Source organism: Citrobacter sp. Cpo037 (genome assembly GCF_030332945.1).
Lineage (GTDB): Bacteria > Pseudomonadota > Gammaproteobacteria > Enterobacterales > Enterobacteriaceae > Citrobacter > Citrobacter portucalensis.
The window spans coordinates 251,845-266,030 of sequence record NZ_JAOWGW010000046.1; the positions used below are offsets into that span (position 1 = coordinate 251,845).

At 48.2% G+C, this 14,186-nt stretch carries 16 protein-coding genes; 7 read left to right on the plus strand and 9 right to left on the minus strand.

The window, feature by feature from the left end; all coding sequences use genetic code 11:
• Positions 1 to 14: 14 nt before the first annotated feature.
• Positions 15 to 1,124 carry a methyl-accepting chemotaxis protein gene (locus tag OGX94_RS07160; protein ID WP_286568970.1) on the minus strand — a complete coding sequence of 370 codons (1,110 nt, stop codon included), beginning with the start codon at positions 1,122 to 1,124 and terminating at the stop codon, positions 15 to 17.
• Positions 1,125 to 1,535: 411 nt separating this feature from the next.
• Between OGX94_RS07160 and OGX94_RS07165 the strand changes: the two genes are divergently transcribed.
• Positions 1,536 to 3,650, plus strand: a complete 2,115-nt coding sequence (locus OGX94_RS07165; protein WP_193135041.1) for a putative bifunctional diguanylate cyclase/phosphodiesterase — start codon at positions 1,536 to 1,538, stop codon at positions 3,648 to 3,650.
• A gap of 67 nt (positions 3,651 to 3,717) precedes the next feature.
• Positions 3,718 to 4,950, plus strand: coding sequence for a GGDEF domain-containing protein (locus OGX94_RS07170; protein ID WP_003833223.1), 1,233 nt, complete (start codon positions 3,718 to 3,720; stop codon positions 4,948 to 4,950).
• A 12-nt stretch (positions 4,951 to 4,962) separates the two neighbouring features.
• Here OGX94_RS07170 and smrA read toward each other — a convergent pair whose 3' ends face one another.
• A complete protein-coding gene (gene smrA / locus OGX94_RS07175) occupies positions 4,963 to 5,526 on the minus strand; it encodes a DNA endonuclease SmrA (protein ID WP_003833225.1) in 564 nt (187 codons plus the stop codon).
• A 225-nt stretch (positions 5,527 to 5,751) separates the two neighbouring features.
• Between smrA and ogt the strand changes: the two genes are divergently transcribed.
• The 3 genes from ogt to uspE all read left to right on the plus strand — a co-directional run bounded on the left by ogt (position 5,752) and on the right by uspE (position 8,316).
• A complete protein-coding gene (gene ogt / locus OGX94_RS07180) occupies positions 5,752 to 6,267 on the plus strand; it encodes a methylated-DNA--[protein]-cysteine S-methyltransferase (RefSeq protein ID WP_003833227.1) in 516 nt (171 codons plus the stop codon).
• Between the two features lie 194 nt (positions 6,268 to 6,461).
• Positions 6,462 to 7,214, plus strand: a complete 753-nt coding sequence (fnr, locus tag OGX94_RS07185) for a fumarate/nitrate reduction transcriptional regulator Fnr (protein WP_003020397.1) — start codon at positions 6,462 to 6,464, stop codon at positions 7,212 to 7,214.
• A gap of 151 nt (positions 7,215 to 7,365) precedes the next feature.
• Positions 7,366 to 8,316 (plus strand): universal stress protein UspE, encoded by a 951-nt coding sequence (gene uspE, locus OGX94_RS07190; RefSeq protein ID WP_003833229.1) that lies wholly within the window; start codon positions 7,366 to 7,368, stop codon positions 8,314 to 8,316.
• A gap of 48 nt (positions 8,317 to 8,364) precedes the next feature.
• On the opposite strand, the gene OGX94_RS07195 is transcribed toward uspE, so the two are convergent.
• Complete coding sequence (locus tag OGX94_RS07195) at positions 8,365 to 8,625, minus strand: DUF2534 family protein (protein ID WP_003020403.1); 261 nt, start codon at positions 8,623 to 8,625, stop codon at positions 8,365 to 8,367.
• Positions 8,626 to 8,869: 244 nt separating this feature from the next.
• Here OGX94_RS07195 and OGX94_RS07200 point away from each other — a divergent pair, with 244 nt between their 5' ends.
• Positions 8,870 to 9,901, plus strand: coding sequence for a mechanosensitive ion channel family protein (locus OGX94_RS07200; protein ID WP_257661953.1), 1,032 nt, complete (start codon positions 8,870 to 8,872; stop codon positions 9,899 to 9,901).
• 38 nt (positions 9,902 to 9,939) lie between these two features.
• Here OGX94_RS07200 and OGX94_RS07205 read toward each other — a convergent pair whose 3' ends face one another.
• The 4 genes from OGX94_RS07205 to OGX94_RS07220 all read right to left on the minus strand — a co-directional run bounded on the left by OGX94_RS07205 (position 9,940) and on the right by OGX94_RS07220 (position 12,661).
• Positions 9,940 to 10,992, minus strand: coding sequence for an NAD(P)-dependent alcohol dehydrogenase (locus OGX94_RS07205; protein ID WP_164562746.1), 1,053 nt, complete (start codon positions 10,990 to 10,992; stop codon positions 9,940 to 9,942).
• A gap of 43 nt (positions 10,993 to 11,035) precedes the next feature.
• A complete protein-coding gene (locus tag OGX94_RS07210) occupies positions 11,036 to 11,443 on the minus strand; it encodes a cupin domain-containing protein (protein WP_257661952.1) in 408 nt (135 codons plus the stop codon).
• Positions 11,444 to 11,475: 32 nt separating this feature from the next.
• Positions 11,476 to 12,105: a carboxymuconolactone decarboxylase family protein gene (locus tag OGX94_RS07215; RefSeq protein ID WP_257661951.1), complete on the minus strand. Its 630-nt coding sequence runs from the start codon at positions 12,103 to 12,105 to the stop codon at positions 11,476 to 11,478.
• Between the two features lie 172 nt (positions 12,106 to 12,277).
• Positions 12,278 to 12,661 carry a glyoxalase/bleomycin resistance/extradiol dioxygenase family protein gene (locus OGX94_RS07220; protein ID WP_003833241.1) on the minus strand — a complete coding sequence of 128 codons (384 nt, stop codon included), beginning with the start codon at positions 12,659 to 12,661 and terminating at the stop codon, positions 12,278 to 12,280.
• A gap of 120 nt (positions 12,662 to 12,781) precedes the next feature.
• Here OGX94_RS07220 and OGX94_RS07225 point away from each other — a divergent pair, with 120 nt between their 5' ends.
• A complete protein-coding gene (locus OGX94_RS07225) occupies positions 12,782 to 13,552 on the plus strand; it encodes a DeoR/GlpR family DNA-binding transcription regulator (protein ID WP_008784903.1) in 771 nt (256 codons plus the stop codon).
• Here the strand turns inward: OGX94_RS07225 and OGX94_RS07230 are convergent.
• On the minus strand, positions 13,549 to 13,833 hold the full coding sequence (locus OGX94_RS07230; protein WP_206159779.1) for a Rho-binding antiterminator: 285 nt from the start codon (positions 13,831 to 13,833) through the stop codon (positions 13,549 to 13,551). The genes OGX94_RS07225 and OGX94_RS07230 overlap by 4 nt on opposite strands.
• A 66-nt stretch (positions 13,834 to 13,899) precedes the next feature.
• Positions 13,900 to 14,130: a glutaredoxin family protein gene (locus OGX94_RS07235; protein WP_008784905.1), complete on the minus strand. Its 231-nt coding sequence runs from the start codon at positions 14,128 to 14,130 to the stop codon at positions 13,900 to 13,902.
• Positions 14,131 to 14,186 lie beyond the last annotated feature (56 nt).

Genomic DNA, 14,186 nt, shown 5'->3' on the forward strand with positions numbered 1-14,186 from the left:
TTCGAAATACCCGGTTAAGCCCGCTGCCATCTCGCTGACTCAAGAGCGTTACTTAAGCGAAATTTATGTGTTCGCGACTGGAGATCAATCACCTGGTTTTTCAGGATACCCGAGGAATCAGAAAGCTCATCAACCATAATGGCATTACTTTGGGTTACATTCTCCAGTTCGGCCAGTGCATGAGAAATTCTGATAATTCCTTTCTCCTGCTCCTGTGTAGTGGTTAATATTTCGCCCATCAGTTGGTTTAATTGACCGGCACCACCGACAATATCATGCATATTTTTTTCTGCTTCACGCACAATAGCTGCACCTTGCTGAACATTTTGATGGGTTTGCGCAATCAGCTGCTTAATATTCTTAGCAGCATCCGCGCTACGGTGTGCAAGCATTCTGACCTCACCGGCCACCACGGAAAAACCTTTGCCATGTTCACCGGCCCTCGCCGCTTCCACGGCAGCATTCAATGCCAGAATATTTGTCTGGAATGCGATACCATCAATTAGCGTAATAATTTCCGTCATCTGCTGTGCACATTCGGTGATTGAACGCATATTTGTCGCAACCTGCACCATTAATTCGCCACCCTGAATGGCGCATTGCGTGGCAACTGTTGCCTGGACGCTGGCGATTTGCGTGTTGTCAGCATTATTTCGCGTATTAACGGCTATTTCATCCATATTAGCAGCCGTCTGCATCAATGCTCCGGATTGTTGTTCCGTTTTCACTGAAAGCTCGGCGCTGCGTTCCGCAAGCTGTTCAGAGAGCGCCATCGCCGTTTGTGAGGATGTTCTGATCTCATTAACGAGTGTTGAAATATTACTCGATAAACTATTGATGCCCGGTATTAGTCTACTCGCACAATTATTACCAAACTCTGGAATACTGATCGCCAGATTCCCAGACGTCACTTCCTCAATGCTCCTTTTTACCGTATTGATCGGCATGACCAGGTATTTCGTCATATACCACCATAAGCAAAATACAGAAATAAGGCTTACTACATTTGTACCAATTATAATTTCCGGCGTGGCCGATAAAATTATCTTAACAATATTTAGAGCGACTGCCGAAATAAGCAGAAATAAAATAATAAAGGTTCTGACGCTAATATCATTTAACATTTTAGTCCTGTGCACTAAGAAATTATGTAGATATTATTTTTTATAGCACCTGCAATGCAGAATGCCATTGCTCTGCGACGAAAGCTGAACTTTCAATGAGAGCCTGCAATCCTTTTACTTAAGGCAAGAAATCACACCTTGTATTCCTGTTAGTTCAGTGTTTTATTCCATCAAATGGCTGTGATGGCGCCAGTCATCAGGTTATTGTGATGACAAGCACATGGAGAGCATAAAACACACAGAACTATAAATTTGGTGAATGTTTATATAAGTAATGGCTCGTTATTTTCACTATCTTCCTGTTTCCTCTAATACCAGTGTAAAAACATCAGAATATTCCCGGTTTTATCATGTTAACTGGACAAAACCTGCTAGATTTATTACCACGGCTTTTTTTCGATAGGTAGTATGATGTTGAACGTGTCGTGGGACCCTGTATTGATTGGGATTTCCTTTGTTGTCGCGTTTATTGCCTCTTTTATTGCTCTCGATAGTGCGGGCAAAGTGGCAATCTCCAATCGACGTGAATCAACCTTCTGGCGCCTGTCTGGCGGGGCTACGCTAGGGATGGGTATTTGGTCAATGCATTTTATCGGTATGCTGGCCATGAAAATGAGTATGCCGATCAATTACCATTTTTCGCTCACGGCATTTTCTTTCTTTATTGCGCTCATTTCTGCAACTCTCGCCATTAATATCGCCATTTCCGGTAATACGCTTTCAACAAAACGATTAGTCGTAGCCACAGGAATATTAAGCGCAGGTGTCGTCACCATGCACTACGTTGGCATGTATGCCATCATTGAGCATGTTGCCATCCTATGGAGTCATTCGCTGATACTGCTCTCAGTGATGATTGCCATCGTTGCATCTGGTGTGGGTTTGTGGCTGGCGTTTCATTTGCGCCAAAATACCCGTCGAGCCCTGTTCAATCGGCTTGTCGCCGCCCTTATTATGGCGCTGGCGATTGCCTCTATGCATTACACCGGGATGGGAGCGGCAACATTCACCCATTTTGGACACACTGTACACAATGGGCTCAGCACACTGGAACTCTCTGTCTGGGTCTGCGCCGTCACGCTGGTTATTTTGGGTATCATGCTGGTGGTGTCGATGGTGGATTCGCAACTGCGTACCTCCCGGCTGGCAGACAACTTACATCAACTTAACTGCCAGCTTGAGCATCAGGTCCACTTCGACGCACTGACCGGACTTGCCAATCGCACACATATAGATGCCTGCTTGCAGGCCTGTCTACAACATTCCAAACTGCATCAGCATCAATTTGCTCTGGTATTCATCGACCTCGATCGCTTCAAAGTCGTTAACGATACCTGGGGACATCACATCGGCGATCAGTTGCTGATCGCCAGTACGCAGCGAATCTACAGCTGCCTTGATGACACCATGACGCTGGCGAGGCTGGGGGGAGATGAGTTTATTCTTCTGGTTCCTGACTGTAATAAAGAGACTATCACCGCTCTGCTGACCCGGATTGCGGCTGCGATTGGCGATCCTTTCACGCTGTTTGGGTACACCATTCGGGTTTCGTTAAGTGCGGGAAGCAGTATTTATCCTGAACATGGTTCCACATTGCATGAGTTAAAAGTAAAGGCTGATATGGCGATGTATCATGTCAAACAGGCTGGCAGAAACGGTTGGGCTATTTATAGCCCGGAAATGGAAGCTATCGCCGATACACCGCCGACATTTTTACAGGAACTGTCACAAGCACTGGAACACGATCAATTTGAGCTTTGGTACCAACCCAAATACACCGCCGGAGATCATTCCCTGACCGGTTTTGAAGCGTTATTACGCTGGCATCACCCGGAACGCGGCATGCTGTTACCCGCAGAGTTTCTGCCTGCGCTGGAAGAAACAGGTCTTATCATTCCGGTCGGGAAATGGGTTATCCAGCAGGCATGCCAGCAGTTACATCAATGGAAGTTACAGGGCCATGCGGAATGGACCCTCGCTGTTAATCTTTCCCCTTCCCAGTTTGAACAACATGATATCGTTGATGTGGTTTGCAGCGCCCTTGCACAATATCAACTATCACCTGCATATCTCACGCTGGAACTGACTGAAAGTACAGCGCTTAAAAATTTAAAACGTAGCGCTGAAGTCTTGAATGCATTTTCAGCTTTAGGGATCACCGTTTCTATTGATGATTTCGGTACCGGTTATTCAAATATATTGATGTTAAAGTCTCTTCCGGCACGGGAATTAAAAATTGACAGAGTATTTGTTAAAGATATCAACGAGAACAGCAAAAATACAAAGATTGTGTCTACTATTATTGACATAGCCCACTCCATGAATATGCAAGTGGTGGCTGAAGGAATAGAGACCCAGGAGCAGGAAATACTCCTGACCCAGATGGGATGTGGCGTGCTGCAAGGTTTCTTGTTTGCAAAACCGTTGCCTGCGCATCAGATCCATGAATTGATTCCAACGGAAAGCAACATTAAGCAGCAGCGAATCGTACAGTCTTTATCTCCTCAACAATCGATAACATTATGAGACTGTAATATAAAAAACAGATGCCATTAAACGGGCAACACAGCAGATAAAGATAACGGGATTATCGATGAGCACAACCGAGCTGCATTCACTGGATTTATTAACCCTGCCGGTGTGGATTGTTTCGCCGCATACCGAAGAACTGGTGTTCGCAAATACCGTTGCGCGGGAACTGATGCAGGCCCCCTGCTTTTCTCTACTCCGCAAGGGTATATTTTCAACTCATGCCCAGAATGATTTAACCATGTATCTCAGCGATTTGAGAAATCATCACGATATTGTGGAAATCCTTACGGTTTGCCGCGAAGGCGAAGCCGTCGCAATGGCATGCCGCCTGTCCATCCGCTCTCTGCCGGAATCAGGTGACGTCATTCTTTTCGAAGGCATTGAAACACCGACTTCGCAAGGTCTGAAAGCGAGCCGTTCAGCGAATTATCAGCGAAAAAAACAGGGATTTTACGCGCGTTTTTTCCAGACCAACTCGGCACCAATGTTGCTTATCGATCCGTCCCGTGATGGGCTGATCGTCGATGCAAATCTCAGCGCGCTAAATTTTTATGGCTATAGCCATGATACGATGTGCCAGAAACATACATGGGAAATCAATACGCTGGGCCGTCATATACTCCCGGTGATGCATGAAATCGCCCATCTTCCCGGTGGCCATAAACCTTTGCATTTTGTGCATAAACTGGCAGACGGCACCTCCCGTCACGTACAAACCTACGCCGGGCCAATCGAAATCTACGGTAATAAGCTCATGTTGTGCATTATTCATGATATTACCGAGCAAAAGCGGCTGGAACAGGAGCTTGAGCGTGCGGCCCTGCGTGACGCCTTAACGGGATTGCTTAACCGCCGACATTTTTATCAGGTAACCGAGCCGGAACAGACCCACGCGATGTCACTGACACAGGATTACAGCCTGCTGTTGATCGACACCGATCGCTTTAAAAGCATTAACGATCTTTTTGGTCATTTAAAAGGTGATGAGGTACTTTGCGCTCTGGCACGCACACTGGAATCCTGTGCGAGAAAGGACGATCTGATTTTTCGCTGGGGAGGTGAAGAATTTGTGCTGCTGCTGCCGCGAACCTCGTTGGACACTGCCCTCAATCTCGCAGAAGTGATACGGGCGACGGTGGCCAAAGTGACTCTCCCTGGCCTTCCCCGCTTTACCGTCAGCATTGGCGTAGCTCGGCACGAAACAAATGAAAGCATCGATGAGTTATTCAAACGCGTTGACGACGCGTTGTACAAAGCCAAGAACGAAGGCAGGAACAGAGTGCTGGCCGCCTGATGTTTACGTCGTTCAGCGACTACGTTTAGCGTGACGCTCCCAGTTGTCTTGTTTTGCCTGTGCGGTTTTACGCAATGCCACATAACATGCCCCGCTGCCGCCGTGATGCGGCAGTGCGGCGCAGTATGCTTGCACATCGTCAAATTCCGTCAACCAGCGCGCCACGTAGCTGCGAACAATATTGGCATGGGAGTTATCGTCACGTCCCTTGCCGTGTATCACCAACACGTTACGCAACCCTTCCTGCTGCGCCTGCAGAATAAAGCTAAAGAGCATCTGGCGACATGTTTCAACAGGTTGGCGAATAAGATTGAGACTCGCCTGCTGCGGGTATTTTCCGTTTCGCAGCTTGTCGGTCACGCCGTTCTGTAAACCTTCGCGACGAAACTCGAGCGGCACATTCAACGGGACAATATCGAGAAATCCCGTCGAGAGAAAATTATCCAGTTGAAGCGTATCGACACGCGCCGGAGTGCGAAGATTGCGCATGGGCTGCCAGTGCACATCGGCATGGTTTTTCAGCGGTTGAACATCCCCCATTGCGTCAAGAAACAGCGATGCATCATCAAGGTTCATGTTTCATCCTCCAGCGTATTGCGACTGGCATTATCATAACCGCGCACTATTATACCGACAACTATACCGGTAACGGTTTACGGATATTTCCAATAATTAACCGGATCCTCCGCGCTGAACCGATCTACCCACGACAAGTTGATATCCGTTTTTAGGGGTATAGCTGCGACGGTCACTGGCGTGATAATGTGTAGCCTCGCTTGAATGCTGTAATGAGAGAAACGGATGCTTAACTTACTGGAAGACACCATAGACACGCCGCTGGGCCCGCTGTGGGTTATTTGTGATGAGCAATTTCGCCTGCGCGCAGTGGAATGGGATCAGCACAGCGATCGCATGGAACAATTGCTTGATATTCATTACCGTACAGAAGGTTATCAGCGCATTACCGCCAACAATCCAGGTGGATTAAGCGACAAACTCTCTGAGTATTTTGCCGGAAACCTCAGCATCATTGACTCGCTGGAAACGGCAACCGCTGGGACACCTTTCCAGCGTGAAGTCTGGCAAGCATTACGCACTATCCCCTGCGGGCAGGTCATGCATTATGGTCAGTTGGCCGAACAGTTGGGACGCCCCGGCGCTGCAAGAGCCGTCGGCGCAGCTAATGGCTCCAATCCAGTAAGCATTGTGGTTCCCTGTCATCGCGTCATTGGACGTAACGGCACCATGACCGGATATGCCGGCGGCGTACAACGAAAAGAGTGGTTATTGCGCCACGAAGGTTATTTGCTACTCTAGATTCCAGGCAATTAATGCCTTATTCATCACACTTCCGCATAATGCGACCCCAAATTAAGTGTGGTTAATCAAGCAGATACAAACATTCGCTCCAGTTATGCCTGAATTATTCTCTATTGGGAGTAGCTCAGGCTTACGTGCTCACCAAAAAGATGTTAAAATTGACAAATATCAATTACGGCTTGAGCAGACCTATGATCCCGGAAAAGCGAATTATACGGCGCATTCAGTCTGGCGGTTGTGCTATCCATTGCCAGGATTGCAGCATCAGCCAGCTTTGCATCCCGTTCACACTTAACGAGCATGAGCTTGACCAGCTCGATAACATCATCGAGCGCAAAAAGCCTATCCAAAAAGGGCAGACGCTCTTTAAAGCAGGTGATGAGCTTAAATCACTCTATGCTATCCGCTCCGGAACGATAAAAAGCTACACCATTACCGAACAAGGCGATGAGCAAATTACCGGTTTCCATCTGGCGGGTGACCTGGTAGGTTTTGACGCCATTGGCAGCGGTCATCACCCGAGCTTTGCTCAGGCGTTGGAAACCTCAATGGTATGCGAAATTCCTTTCGAAACCCTTGATGACCTGTCCGGTAAGATGCCGAACCTGCGTCAGCAGATGATGCGTCTGATGAGTGGCGAAATCAAAGGCGATCAGGATATGATCCTGTTGCTGTCGAAGAAAAACGCTGAAGAGCGCCTGGCGGCCTTTATCTACAATCTGTCTCGTCGCTTCGCCCAGCGTGGGTTCTCGCCTCGTGAATTCCGCCTGACCATGACCCGTGGCGACATCGGTAACTACCTCGGTCTGACGGTTGAAACCATCAGCCGCCTGCTGGGTCGTTTCCAGAAAAGCGGCATGCTGGCGGTGAAAGGCAAATATATCACTATTGAGAACAGCGACGCGCTGGCAGTTCTTGCCGGCCACACGCGTAACGTTGCGTAATCTTTCCGCAAGCCTCTCAGTTATCCTTCTGTCAAATCGCTAAATTTTCCCGATTTATTGATCTGGCAGGAGGTTATTCCCTGTTTCAATCTACATTATTGGGTTACTCTTTTAGTTACAAACTGCGATGACAGTTGTAAGGAGACCCTGTATGGCTATGTATAAAAATATGCTGGTCGTCATCGACCCTAACCAGGACGATCAACCAGCATTACGGCGAGCTGTTTATTTGCATCAACGGATTGGTGGCAAAATTAAAGCCTTTTTGCCGATCTATGACTTTTCCTATGAGATGACTACCCTGCTGTCGCCTGATGAGCGTACGGCAATGCGTCAGGGGGTCATCAGCCAGCGAACTGCATGGATACGTGAACAAGCGAAATACTACATCGAAGCAGGGATCCCTTTGGAGATTAAAGTGGTCTGGCATAACCGACCCTTTGAAGCCATCATCCAGGAAGTCATCAGTGCCAGGCATGATCTGGTCCTCAAGATGGCGCACCAACACGACCGCCTCGAAGCCGTAATATTTACGCCAACCGACTGGCATTTATTGCGTAAATGTCCAAGTCCGGTATGGATGGTGAAAGACCAGCCATGGCCTGAAGGGGGTAAAGCACTGGTTGCCGTAAACCTCGCCAGTGAAGAGGCTTATCACAACGCGCTCAATGAAAAACTGGTCAAGGAGACGCTACAGCTTGCAGAACAGGTTAACCATACCGAAGTGCATCTGGTTGGCGCCTACCCTGTCACACCAATCAACATCGCGATTGAACTGCCTGAATTTGATCCCAGCGTTTATAACGACGCAATTCGTGGACAGCACCTGCTGGCCATGAAGGCGCTACGCCAGAAATTCAGTATTGATGAGAAAGTGACGCACGTTGAAAAAGGCTTACCTGAAGAGGTCATTCCTGATTTAGCCGAGCACTTGCAGGCGGGTATTGTGGTATTGGGGACCGTCGGACGTACCGGTATTTCTGCTGCGTTTCTTGGTAATACCGCGGAACAGGTTATCGATCATCTACGCTGTGACCTGCTGGTCATCAAGCCGGATGAATATCAGACACCAGTTGAACTGGACGACGAAGAAGACGATTAACCACACAATGAAATGCCGGATGGCGATATCATCCGGCATTTTAAACGCCTAGTGTTGCTCCTCACCGCCGAGGAAATAGATACCAAGCGGGATAGCCAACAGAATCGTAAACACCATGCTGTAGACACAAATCATTGCAGATTGAATGGCGTACATTGAAGCGGTCCAGTCGGATAGCGGAATGTCATACTGTTCAATAACGCCACCGATCGTCGCTCGCGTCACGACCGACGCTGCGATAATAAACACTCCAAGCAGGCACAACAGAAACTTCCGTCCCTTCGCTGTTTTCAGCTTAGCCATGATCATAGTACTGTCCTTTTGCAGATGAAAACCTTGTTACTTTGCGCTAACAATACCATGACATCAACTGACTGTCTGCTACATAAACCGCATACAGAGTTGACGTCAGCGTTATTTCGCTGAAAATAGCGCTGATTGCATTATTTATCTCTCCTTTTGATTAATGATCTGACCTCCTTAACTGGGTAAAATATCTGGGGATTAGGATGTCAGATGATATTTAGCTAACACGGAGTTGCCAGGAAGAATCATGATCGCTGAACTGTTTATGAATAATGCGTTTAATTTGACGGTAATTCTTAGCTGCTGTGCCGCGCTGGTCCTGATGAGCGTCTGGTATCATCGTGGAGAGCGTCGCTGCAAAGGATTCATATTTCATGCCGCACAATTTTTTGTCTATGCCATTATCATTGGGACGTTTGGCAGCATTGCTAATAACGTTATCGAAAGTTACAGCCTGAAATTTATCTCCCCCGGCGTGGTCGACTTTATCTGCACCTCGTTGATTGCGTTGATCCTGACCATCAAACTTTTTCTGGTGATTAATCAGTTTGAAAAGACGCAGATTAATAAAGGCAGAGATATCACCAGCGCGAGGATCCTGTCGCGTATCATCAAGATTACCATCGTGGTTGCCATCATTTTACTTTATGGCGAACACTTCGGTATGAGCTTATCCGGCCTGTTAACCTTTGGCGGTATTGGCGGTATCGCAGTGGGTATGGCGGGGAAAGATATTCTGAGCAACTTTTTCTCAGGCATTATGCTCTATTTCGACAGACCGTTTAGCATAGGCGATTGGATCCGCTCCCCGGACCGCAATATTGAAGGCACGGTGGCAGAAATTGGCTGGCGAATGACTAAAATAAACACCTTCGACCATCGTCCATTGTATGTGCCAAACTCGATTTTCTCCTCCATCAGCGTAGAAAACCCAGGGCGCATGACCAACCGGCGAATTAAAACGGTGATCGGGTTACGATATGAGGATGCCGATAAAGTCGGTGCCGTTGTCGAGTCGGTTAGAGAAATGCTGCAAAACCATCCAGGAATAGACCAGAAACAAACTCTGTTGGTCTATTTTAATGAATTTGCCGATTCATCGTTGAATATCATGGTGTATTGCTTCACGAAAACCACCGTCTGGAAGGAATGGCTCGCGGTACAGCAAGACGTTTATTTAAAGATTATCACGATAGTCCAGGCAAACGGCGCCGACTTTGCGTTCCCCAGCCAGACGCTGTATATGGATAATCCTGAAACATCGCCATCTACACACTAACAAAAGAAAAGACGCGGAAATCCGCGTCTTTTTTGTACTTATTTCAATGAGGCAATATCAATTACAAAGCGGTATTTCACATCGCTTTTCAACATCCGCTGCCAGGCACGATTAATATCCTGAATATCGATCACCTCGACATCGGCGGTAATACCATGCTGACCGCAAAAATCCATCATCTCCTGCGTTTCGGCAATACCGCCGATAACTGAACCCGCCACAGACCTACGCCCAAGGATCAGGGGAACCGTATTCAGCAACGGATCCAACGCACCAAGATAACCAACCAACACCAGCGTACCGCTTAGCGCCAGGGTTGGGATATAAGGGTTCAGGTCATGAACGTAGGGCACAGTATCGATAATCAGATCAAACTGATTCGCTGTCGCTTTCATCTGTTCACTGTCAGTGGAAAGCACAACGTGACTGGCCCCCAAACGTCTGGCATCAGCTTCTTTGCCCGGTGAACGTGTAAACAGAGTAACTTCCGCGCCCAGCGCATTTGCAAGTTTTATTGCCATATGCCCGAGTCCACCCAGACCGACAACCGCGACTTTACTGCCCTCGCCTACCTGCCAGTGGCGCAGAGGCGACCATGTTGTGATCCCGGCGCAAAGCAGCGGCGCCGCACCGCGTAAATCGATCCCTTCAGGGACCTTCACCACAAACTTTTCGGTAACGACAATTTTGTCAGAATAGCCGCCGAAAGTGGGCAGACCGTCATGACGGTCGATATCGTTATACGTTAGCGTGTTACCTTCTTCGCAATACTGCTCTAGCCCCTGCTCGCAGGCGCTACAGTGTTGGCACGAATCAACCATGCAGCCGACCCCTGCGAGATCGCCCACTTTGAATTTTGTTACCGACTTACCAACATGCACCACGCGGCCAATGATCTCATGCCCTGGTATCATCGGATATTTAGCACCGCCCCAATCGTTGTAGGCGTTGTGAATATCCGAGTGGCATACACCGCTGTATAAAATATCGATAACCACATCATCTTCACGCGGATCGCGACGAACAAAATTATGGGGGACTAAATCTTCTTTCACCGCCAGAGCAGCATAACCCTTCACATTCATGACCATTGAGATCTCCTCAGGGATTAGGTGTTACCAGAACCAGCATAGTTCAGGGCAGCAGGTTGTACTCAGCATCGCTAACCGGTTCCAGCCATTCGTTCGACGCGCCAGGGGCCGGGATTTCCACGGCGATATGAGCAAACCAACTATCACGCGCAGCACCGTGCCAGTGTTTCATTCCCGCCGGAATGTGCACGACATCACCGGTTTTCAGCTCACGTGCCGGTTTATTCCACTCCTGATACCAACCTCTGCCACCGGTCACCAGCAATATCTGTCCGCCCTCATGATGAACATGCCAGAAGTTACGACAACCCGGTTCAAATGCGACATTGCCAATTACCACGCCTTCCATGGAGAGCATGGTCAGATAGCTGTCGCCAGTGAAATACTTCGCATACGCTTCATTTTTCTCTCCACGCGGAAAGACGCTGTTACCATCAAAATGTTCGTTCATAGTCACTCCAGTATGGATAATGTCCGCGGTGTTCATGCCAAACATTCATCAAGAACCGTACGGGCATTTTCCCCAATCCCGGCTCCACAGTGCTGTTCGAGTATCGTAATAAACTCACTGATTTGCTCAGGGAGGATCCCGATGTTAAGGCATATCGCAAAATGGCTTTTCAGTTGGCTGTTAACGCCGCCCAGAACGGCCAGCGCCGAAACGGTCGCCCATTCACGGTCCTGCCAGTCGAGTACATCTCGCTGAAAAATATCGCCAAACAGATGCGTTTTAAGCCAGACATCAATAGCGGGAGCAAAGTCAAACAGCGGACCGCTTACAGGCTGTCCAACCAGTTGTGTCTGAGTTAGGCTCCCAGCCTGAACACTGTTCCAGTCTGCAGGTGGCGGCGTGGCCGTTCTACCTTCGTCGTCTGAAAGCCCTTTCTCGCTTCGACTTTTCACCACCGACATAAAGCAGGACAGACCGTTCAGGCTGCGAGGGAAACCGCAGTATGCGTAGAGCTGTAGCAGGATCTCTTTTACTTCACTGAGCGTGAGTCCCGCATCCAGTCCGGCGTTGAGCGCGACGTCCAACTTTTCCATCTGTCCTGTGGCAGTGAATGCCGCAATGGGGATGACTGCCTGTTGTCTGGCATCCAGTTGGTATTGCATATTCGACTCTCCAAAACGGTGGCAACATTGCACCACCGGGGGCTGAAAACAGTAAAATTATAGAGACTCGACGTGTCGGTGATTAGAGAGGAAAAGAAGGACAAACTTATGAGCTGTGCTCATCAATAATCAGTAGCAGGTACTCTTTATTTGCAGGTAGCTGATTGAAGACTTACGCCACAATCTCGATTAAATTGCCGTCAGGATCTTTTATCACCGCTTCGTAATAACCATCGCCAGTAGTACGCGGACCTGAGACTAATATCCCCTGTTCCTGCGCTTGCATTGCAATGACATCAACATTTTCATTGCCGCCAACAGAAATGGCGAGGTGTACCCATCCGCAACGATTATTGTCAGGTTGCTGCCCGATAAGACCCGGTTTGGTCATTAACTCAATCGCAATTTCCTCGCCAATTTTGACAAAATAAGATTCAAACCCAGGATTGGTTTTACTGCGGTATTTCTCGTTGATCTTGCCGTCAAAAAACGATACCCAGAAGCGAGCTTGCTGCTCGAGATCCTGTGTCCATAACGCCATATGCGCAATCTTCATAGCGAACCTCTTCCCATTGTATCCAGAATAGTACGGCCCCTGTAAGGGATGTTGACATCGTTAATCATAATGCACGATCATGCACTCTATTGCTCGATGTTTATTTCACCTGGAGTATCTATGCTCGATTACGCCGCATTCCCGGAACAGCGTCAGGCGCTTATCTTTCAGATCCTGCAAGAAAACGGCAGGGTCATTTGTTCTGAACTCGCTAACCGATTAGGCGTTTCTGAACACACAATTCGTCGTGATTTGCATGAATTGAGCAAAGATGGCGTGTGTAAAAAAGTTTATGGTGGCGCGGTCATTACACTCCCTGAATCCGAAGACATCGACGTGCGCAAGAGTATTAATGTAGCCAAAAAGAGCAACATCGCGCAGAGATGTGCCAGGCTGGTCAAATCTGGAAGCTGTATTTTTATCGACACGGGTAGCACCAATCTGGCAATGGCAGAAGCTCTGCCCGCCGAACTGGCGTTAACCGTGGTGACAAATTCGCCGGAGATTGCCGCCGTTTTGCTAAAAAAACCGCTGTTTGAAGTCATTATGCTGGGTGGCGTGGTGCAGAGATCTTCAGGTGGGTGCGTGGGAGCTTCCGCCATCGCACAAGTGCAGGACATTTTATTCGATCAGGGATTTATTGGCGGCTGCGCGATGTCGCCTGAATCCGGCTTAACGGGATTTGATTATGCGGATTGTGAGTTCAAAAAAGCGGTGATAAAACAATGTAATGAAACCATCGTCGCGCTAACGGCTGAAAAAATCCCAGCCGTCGCCCGATATGTCGTGACCGAAAGCAGCAATATCGATGTGATTGTTGTAGAGGACAACATCAGCAAAGAGTACGCCACAGCGTTCCAGGCACATGACATTCGAATTTATACCGTCTAACCGCGGTAGGCTCGCTGAAGATTTACTGTGCTAAACGTCGCTCCTGGCGTCAGCGCGGTGATCGCTGACAGATAATCCAGACGGATTTTTTGCTGATTTTCAGATTGCTCCACTACCAGAAATTCTTCTTTTTCCACTGTGGTACACGTCGTCAGCGCTTTAGCATCAAAACATGTGCCATCTGTTAGTTCAATGTGCAACCAATAGTGGTACATGCAGGCGATTTCCAGATAATCATGAAGATCGCAATCTATCGGGTGATACTCTTCGGTCGTTTTCATCACGCTATCTTCCCCAACGTCTTGTATATTCGGGAAATCGCCAACGCAACTTCCCGAACTTTCCAGCTATTTCAACGCTTCAATGGGAGCGCCGAAATTAATATGCAGCACATTGCCGTCAATCACCAGCGCCGGAACAGATTTCACGCCAGCCACTTCAGCCTCAGCAACCCGATCAGGTTGCTCTCCCAGATGAACCACATCGATTTCAACATCCGCAGACAAATGCTGCAGAAGTGTCTGTTCTGCGGAAACACAAACCGGGCAACCTGCATGATAGAAACGAGCTTTAGTCATGATACATCTCCTTTAAATTATAGTATCGATTCGATACTATAATTCATGCTACGCTG

What these genes read in the sequence shown, in the direction of transcription:
- OGX94_RS07200 (WP_257661953.1), top strand. Translation starts at nt 8,870, where the DNA reads ATGATCGCTGAACTGTTTATGAATAATGCGTTTAATTTGACGGTAATT.
- OGX94_RS07235 (WP_008784905.1), bottom strand. Translation starts at nt 14,130, where the DNA reads ATGACTAAAGCTCGTTTCTATCATGCAGGTTGCCCGGTTTGTGTTTCC.
- smrA (WP_003833225.1), bottom strand. Translation starts at nt 5,526, where the DNA reads ATGAACCTTGATGATGCATCGCTGTTTCTTGACGCAATGGGGGATGTT.
- uspE (WP_003833229.1), top strand. Translation starts at nt 7,366, where the DNA reads ATGGCTATGTATAAAAATATGCTGGTCGTCATCGACCCTAACCAGGAC.
- OGX94_RS07220 (WP_003833241.1), bottom strand. Translation starts at nt 12,661, where the DNA reads ATGAAGATTGCGCATATGGCGTTATGGACACAGGATCTCGAGCAGCAA.
- OGX94_RS07230 (WP_206159779.1), bottom strand. Translation starts at nt 13,833, where the DNA reads ATGAAAACGACCGAAGAGTATCACCCGATAGATTGCGATCTTCATGAT.
- fnr (WP_003020397.1), top strand. Translation starts at nt 6,462, where the DNA reads ATGATCCCGGAAAAGCGAATTATACGGCGCATTCAGTCTGGCGGTTGT.
- OGX94_RS07210 (WP_257661952.1), bottom strand. Translation starts at nt 11,443, where the DNA reads ATGAACGAACATTTTGATGGTAACAGCGTCTTTCCGCGTGGAGAGAAA.
- OGX94_RS07160 (WP_286568970.1), bottom strand. Translation starts at nt 1,124, where the DNA reads ATGTTAAATGATATTAGCGTCAGAACCTTTATTATTTTATTTCTGCTT.
- OGX94_RS07205 (WP_164562746.1), bottom strand. Translation starts at nt 10,992, where the DNA reads ATGGTCATGAATGTGAAGGGTTATGCTGCTCTGGCGGTGAAAGAAGAT.
- OGX94_RS07170 (WP_003833223.1), top strand. Translation starts at nt 3,718, where the DNA reads ATGAGCACAACCGAGCTGCATTCACTGGATTTATTAACCCTGCCGGTG.
- OGX94_RS07215 (WP_257661951.1), bottom strand. Translation starts at nt 12,105, where the DNA reads ATGCAATACCAACTGGATGCCAGACAACAGGCAGTCATCCCCATTGCG.
- OGX94_RS07165 (WP_193135041.1), top strand. Translation starts at nt 1,536, where the DNA reads ATGTTGAACGTGTCGTGGGACCCTGTATTGATTGGGATTTCCTTTGTT.
- OGX94_RS07225 (WP_008784903.1), top strand. Translation starts at nt 12,782, where the DNA reads ATGCTCGATTACGCCGCATTCCCGGAACAGCGTCAGGCGCTTATCTTT.
- OGX94_RS07195 (WP_003020403.1), bottom strand. Translation starts at nt 8,625, where the DNA reads ATGATCATGGCTAAGCTGAAAACAGCGAAGGGACGGAAGTTTCTGTTG.
- ogt (WP_003833227.1), top strand. Translation starts at nt 5,752, where the DNA reads ATGCTTAACTTACTGGAAGACACCATAGACACGCCGCTGGGCCCGCTG.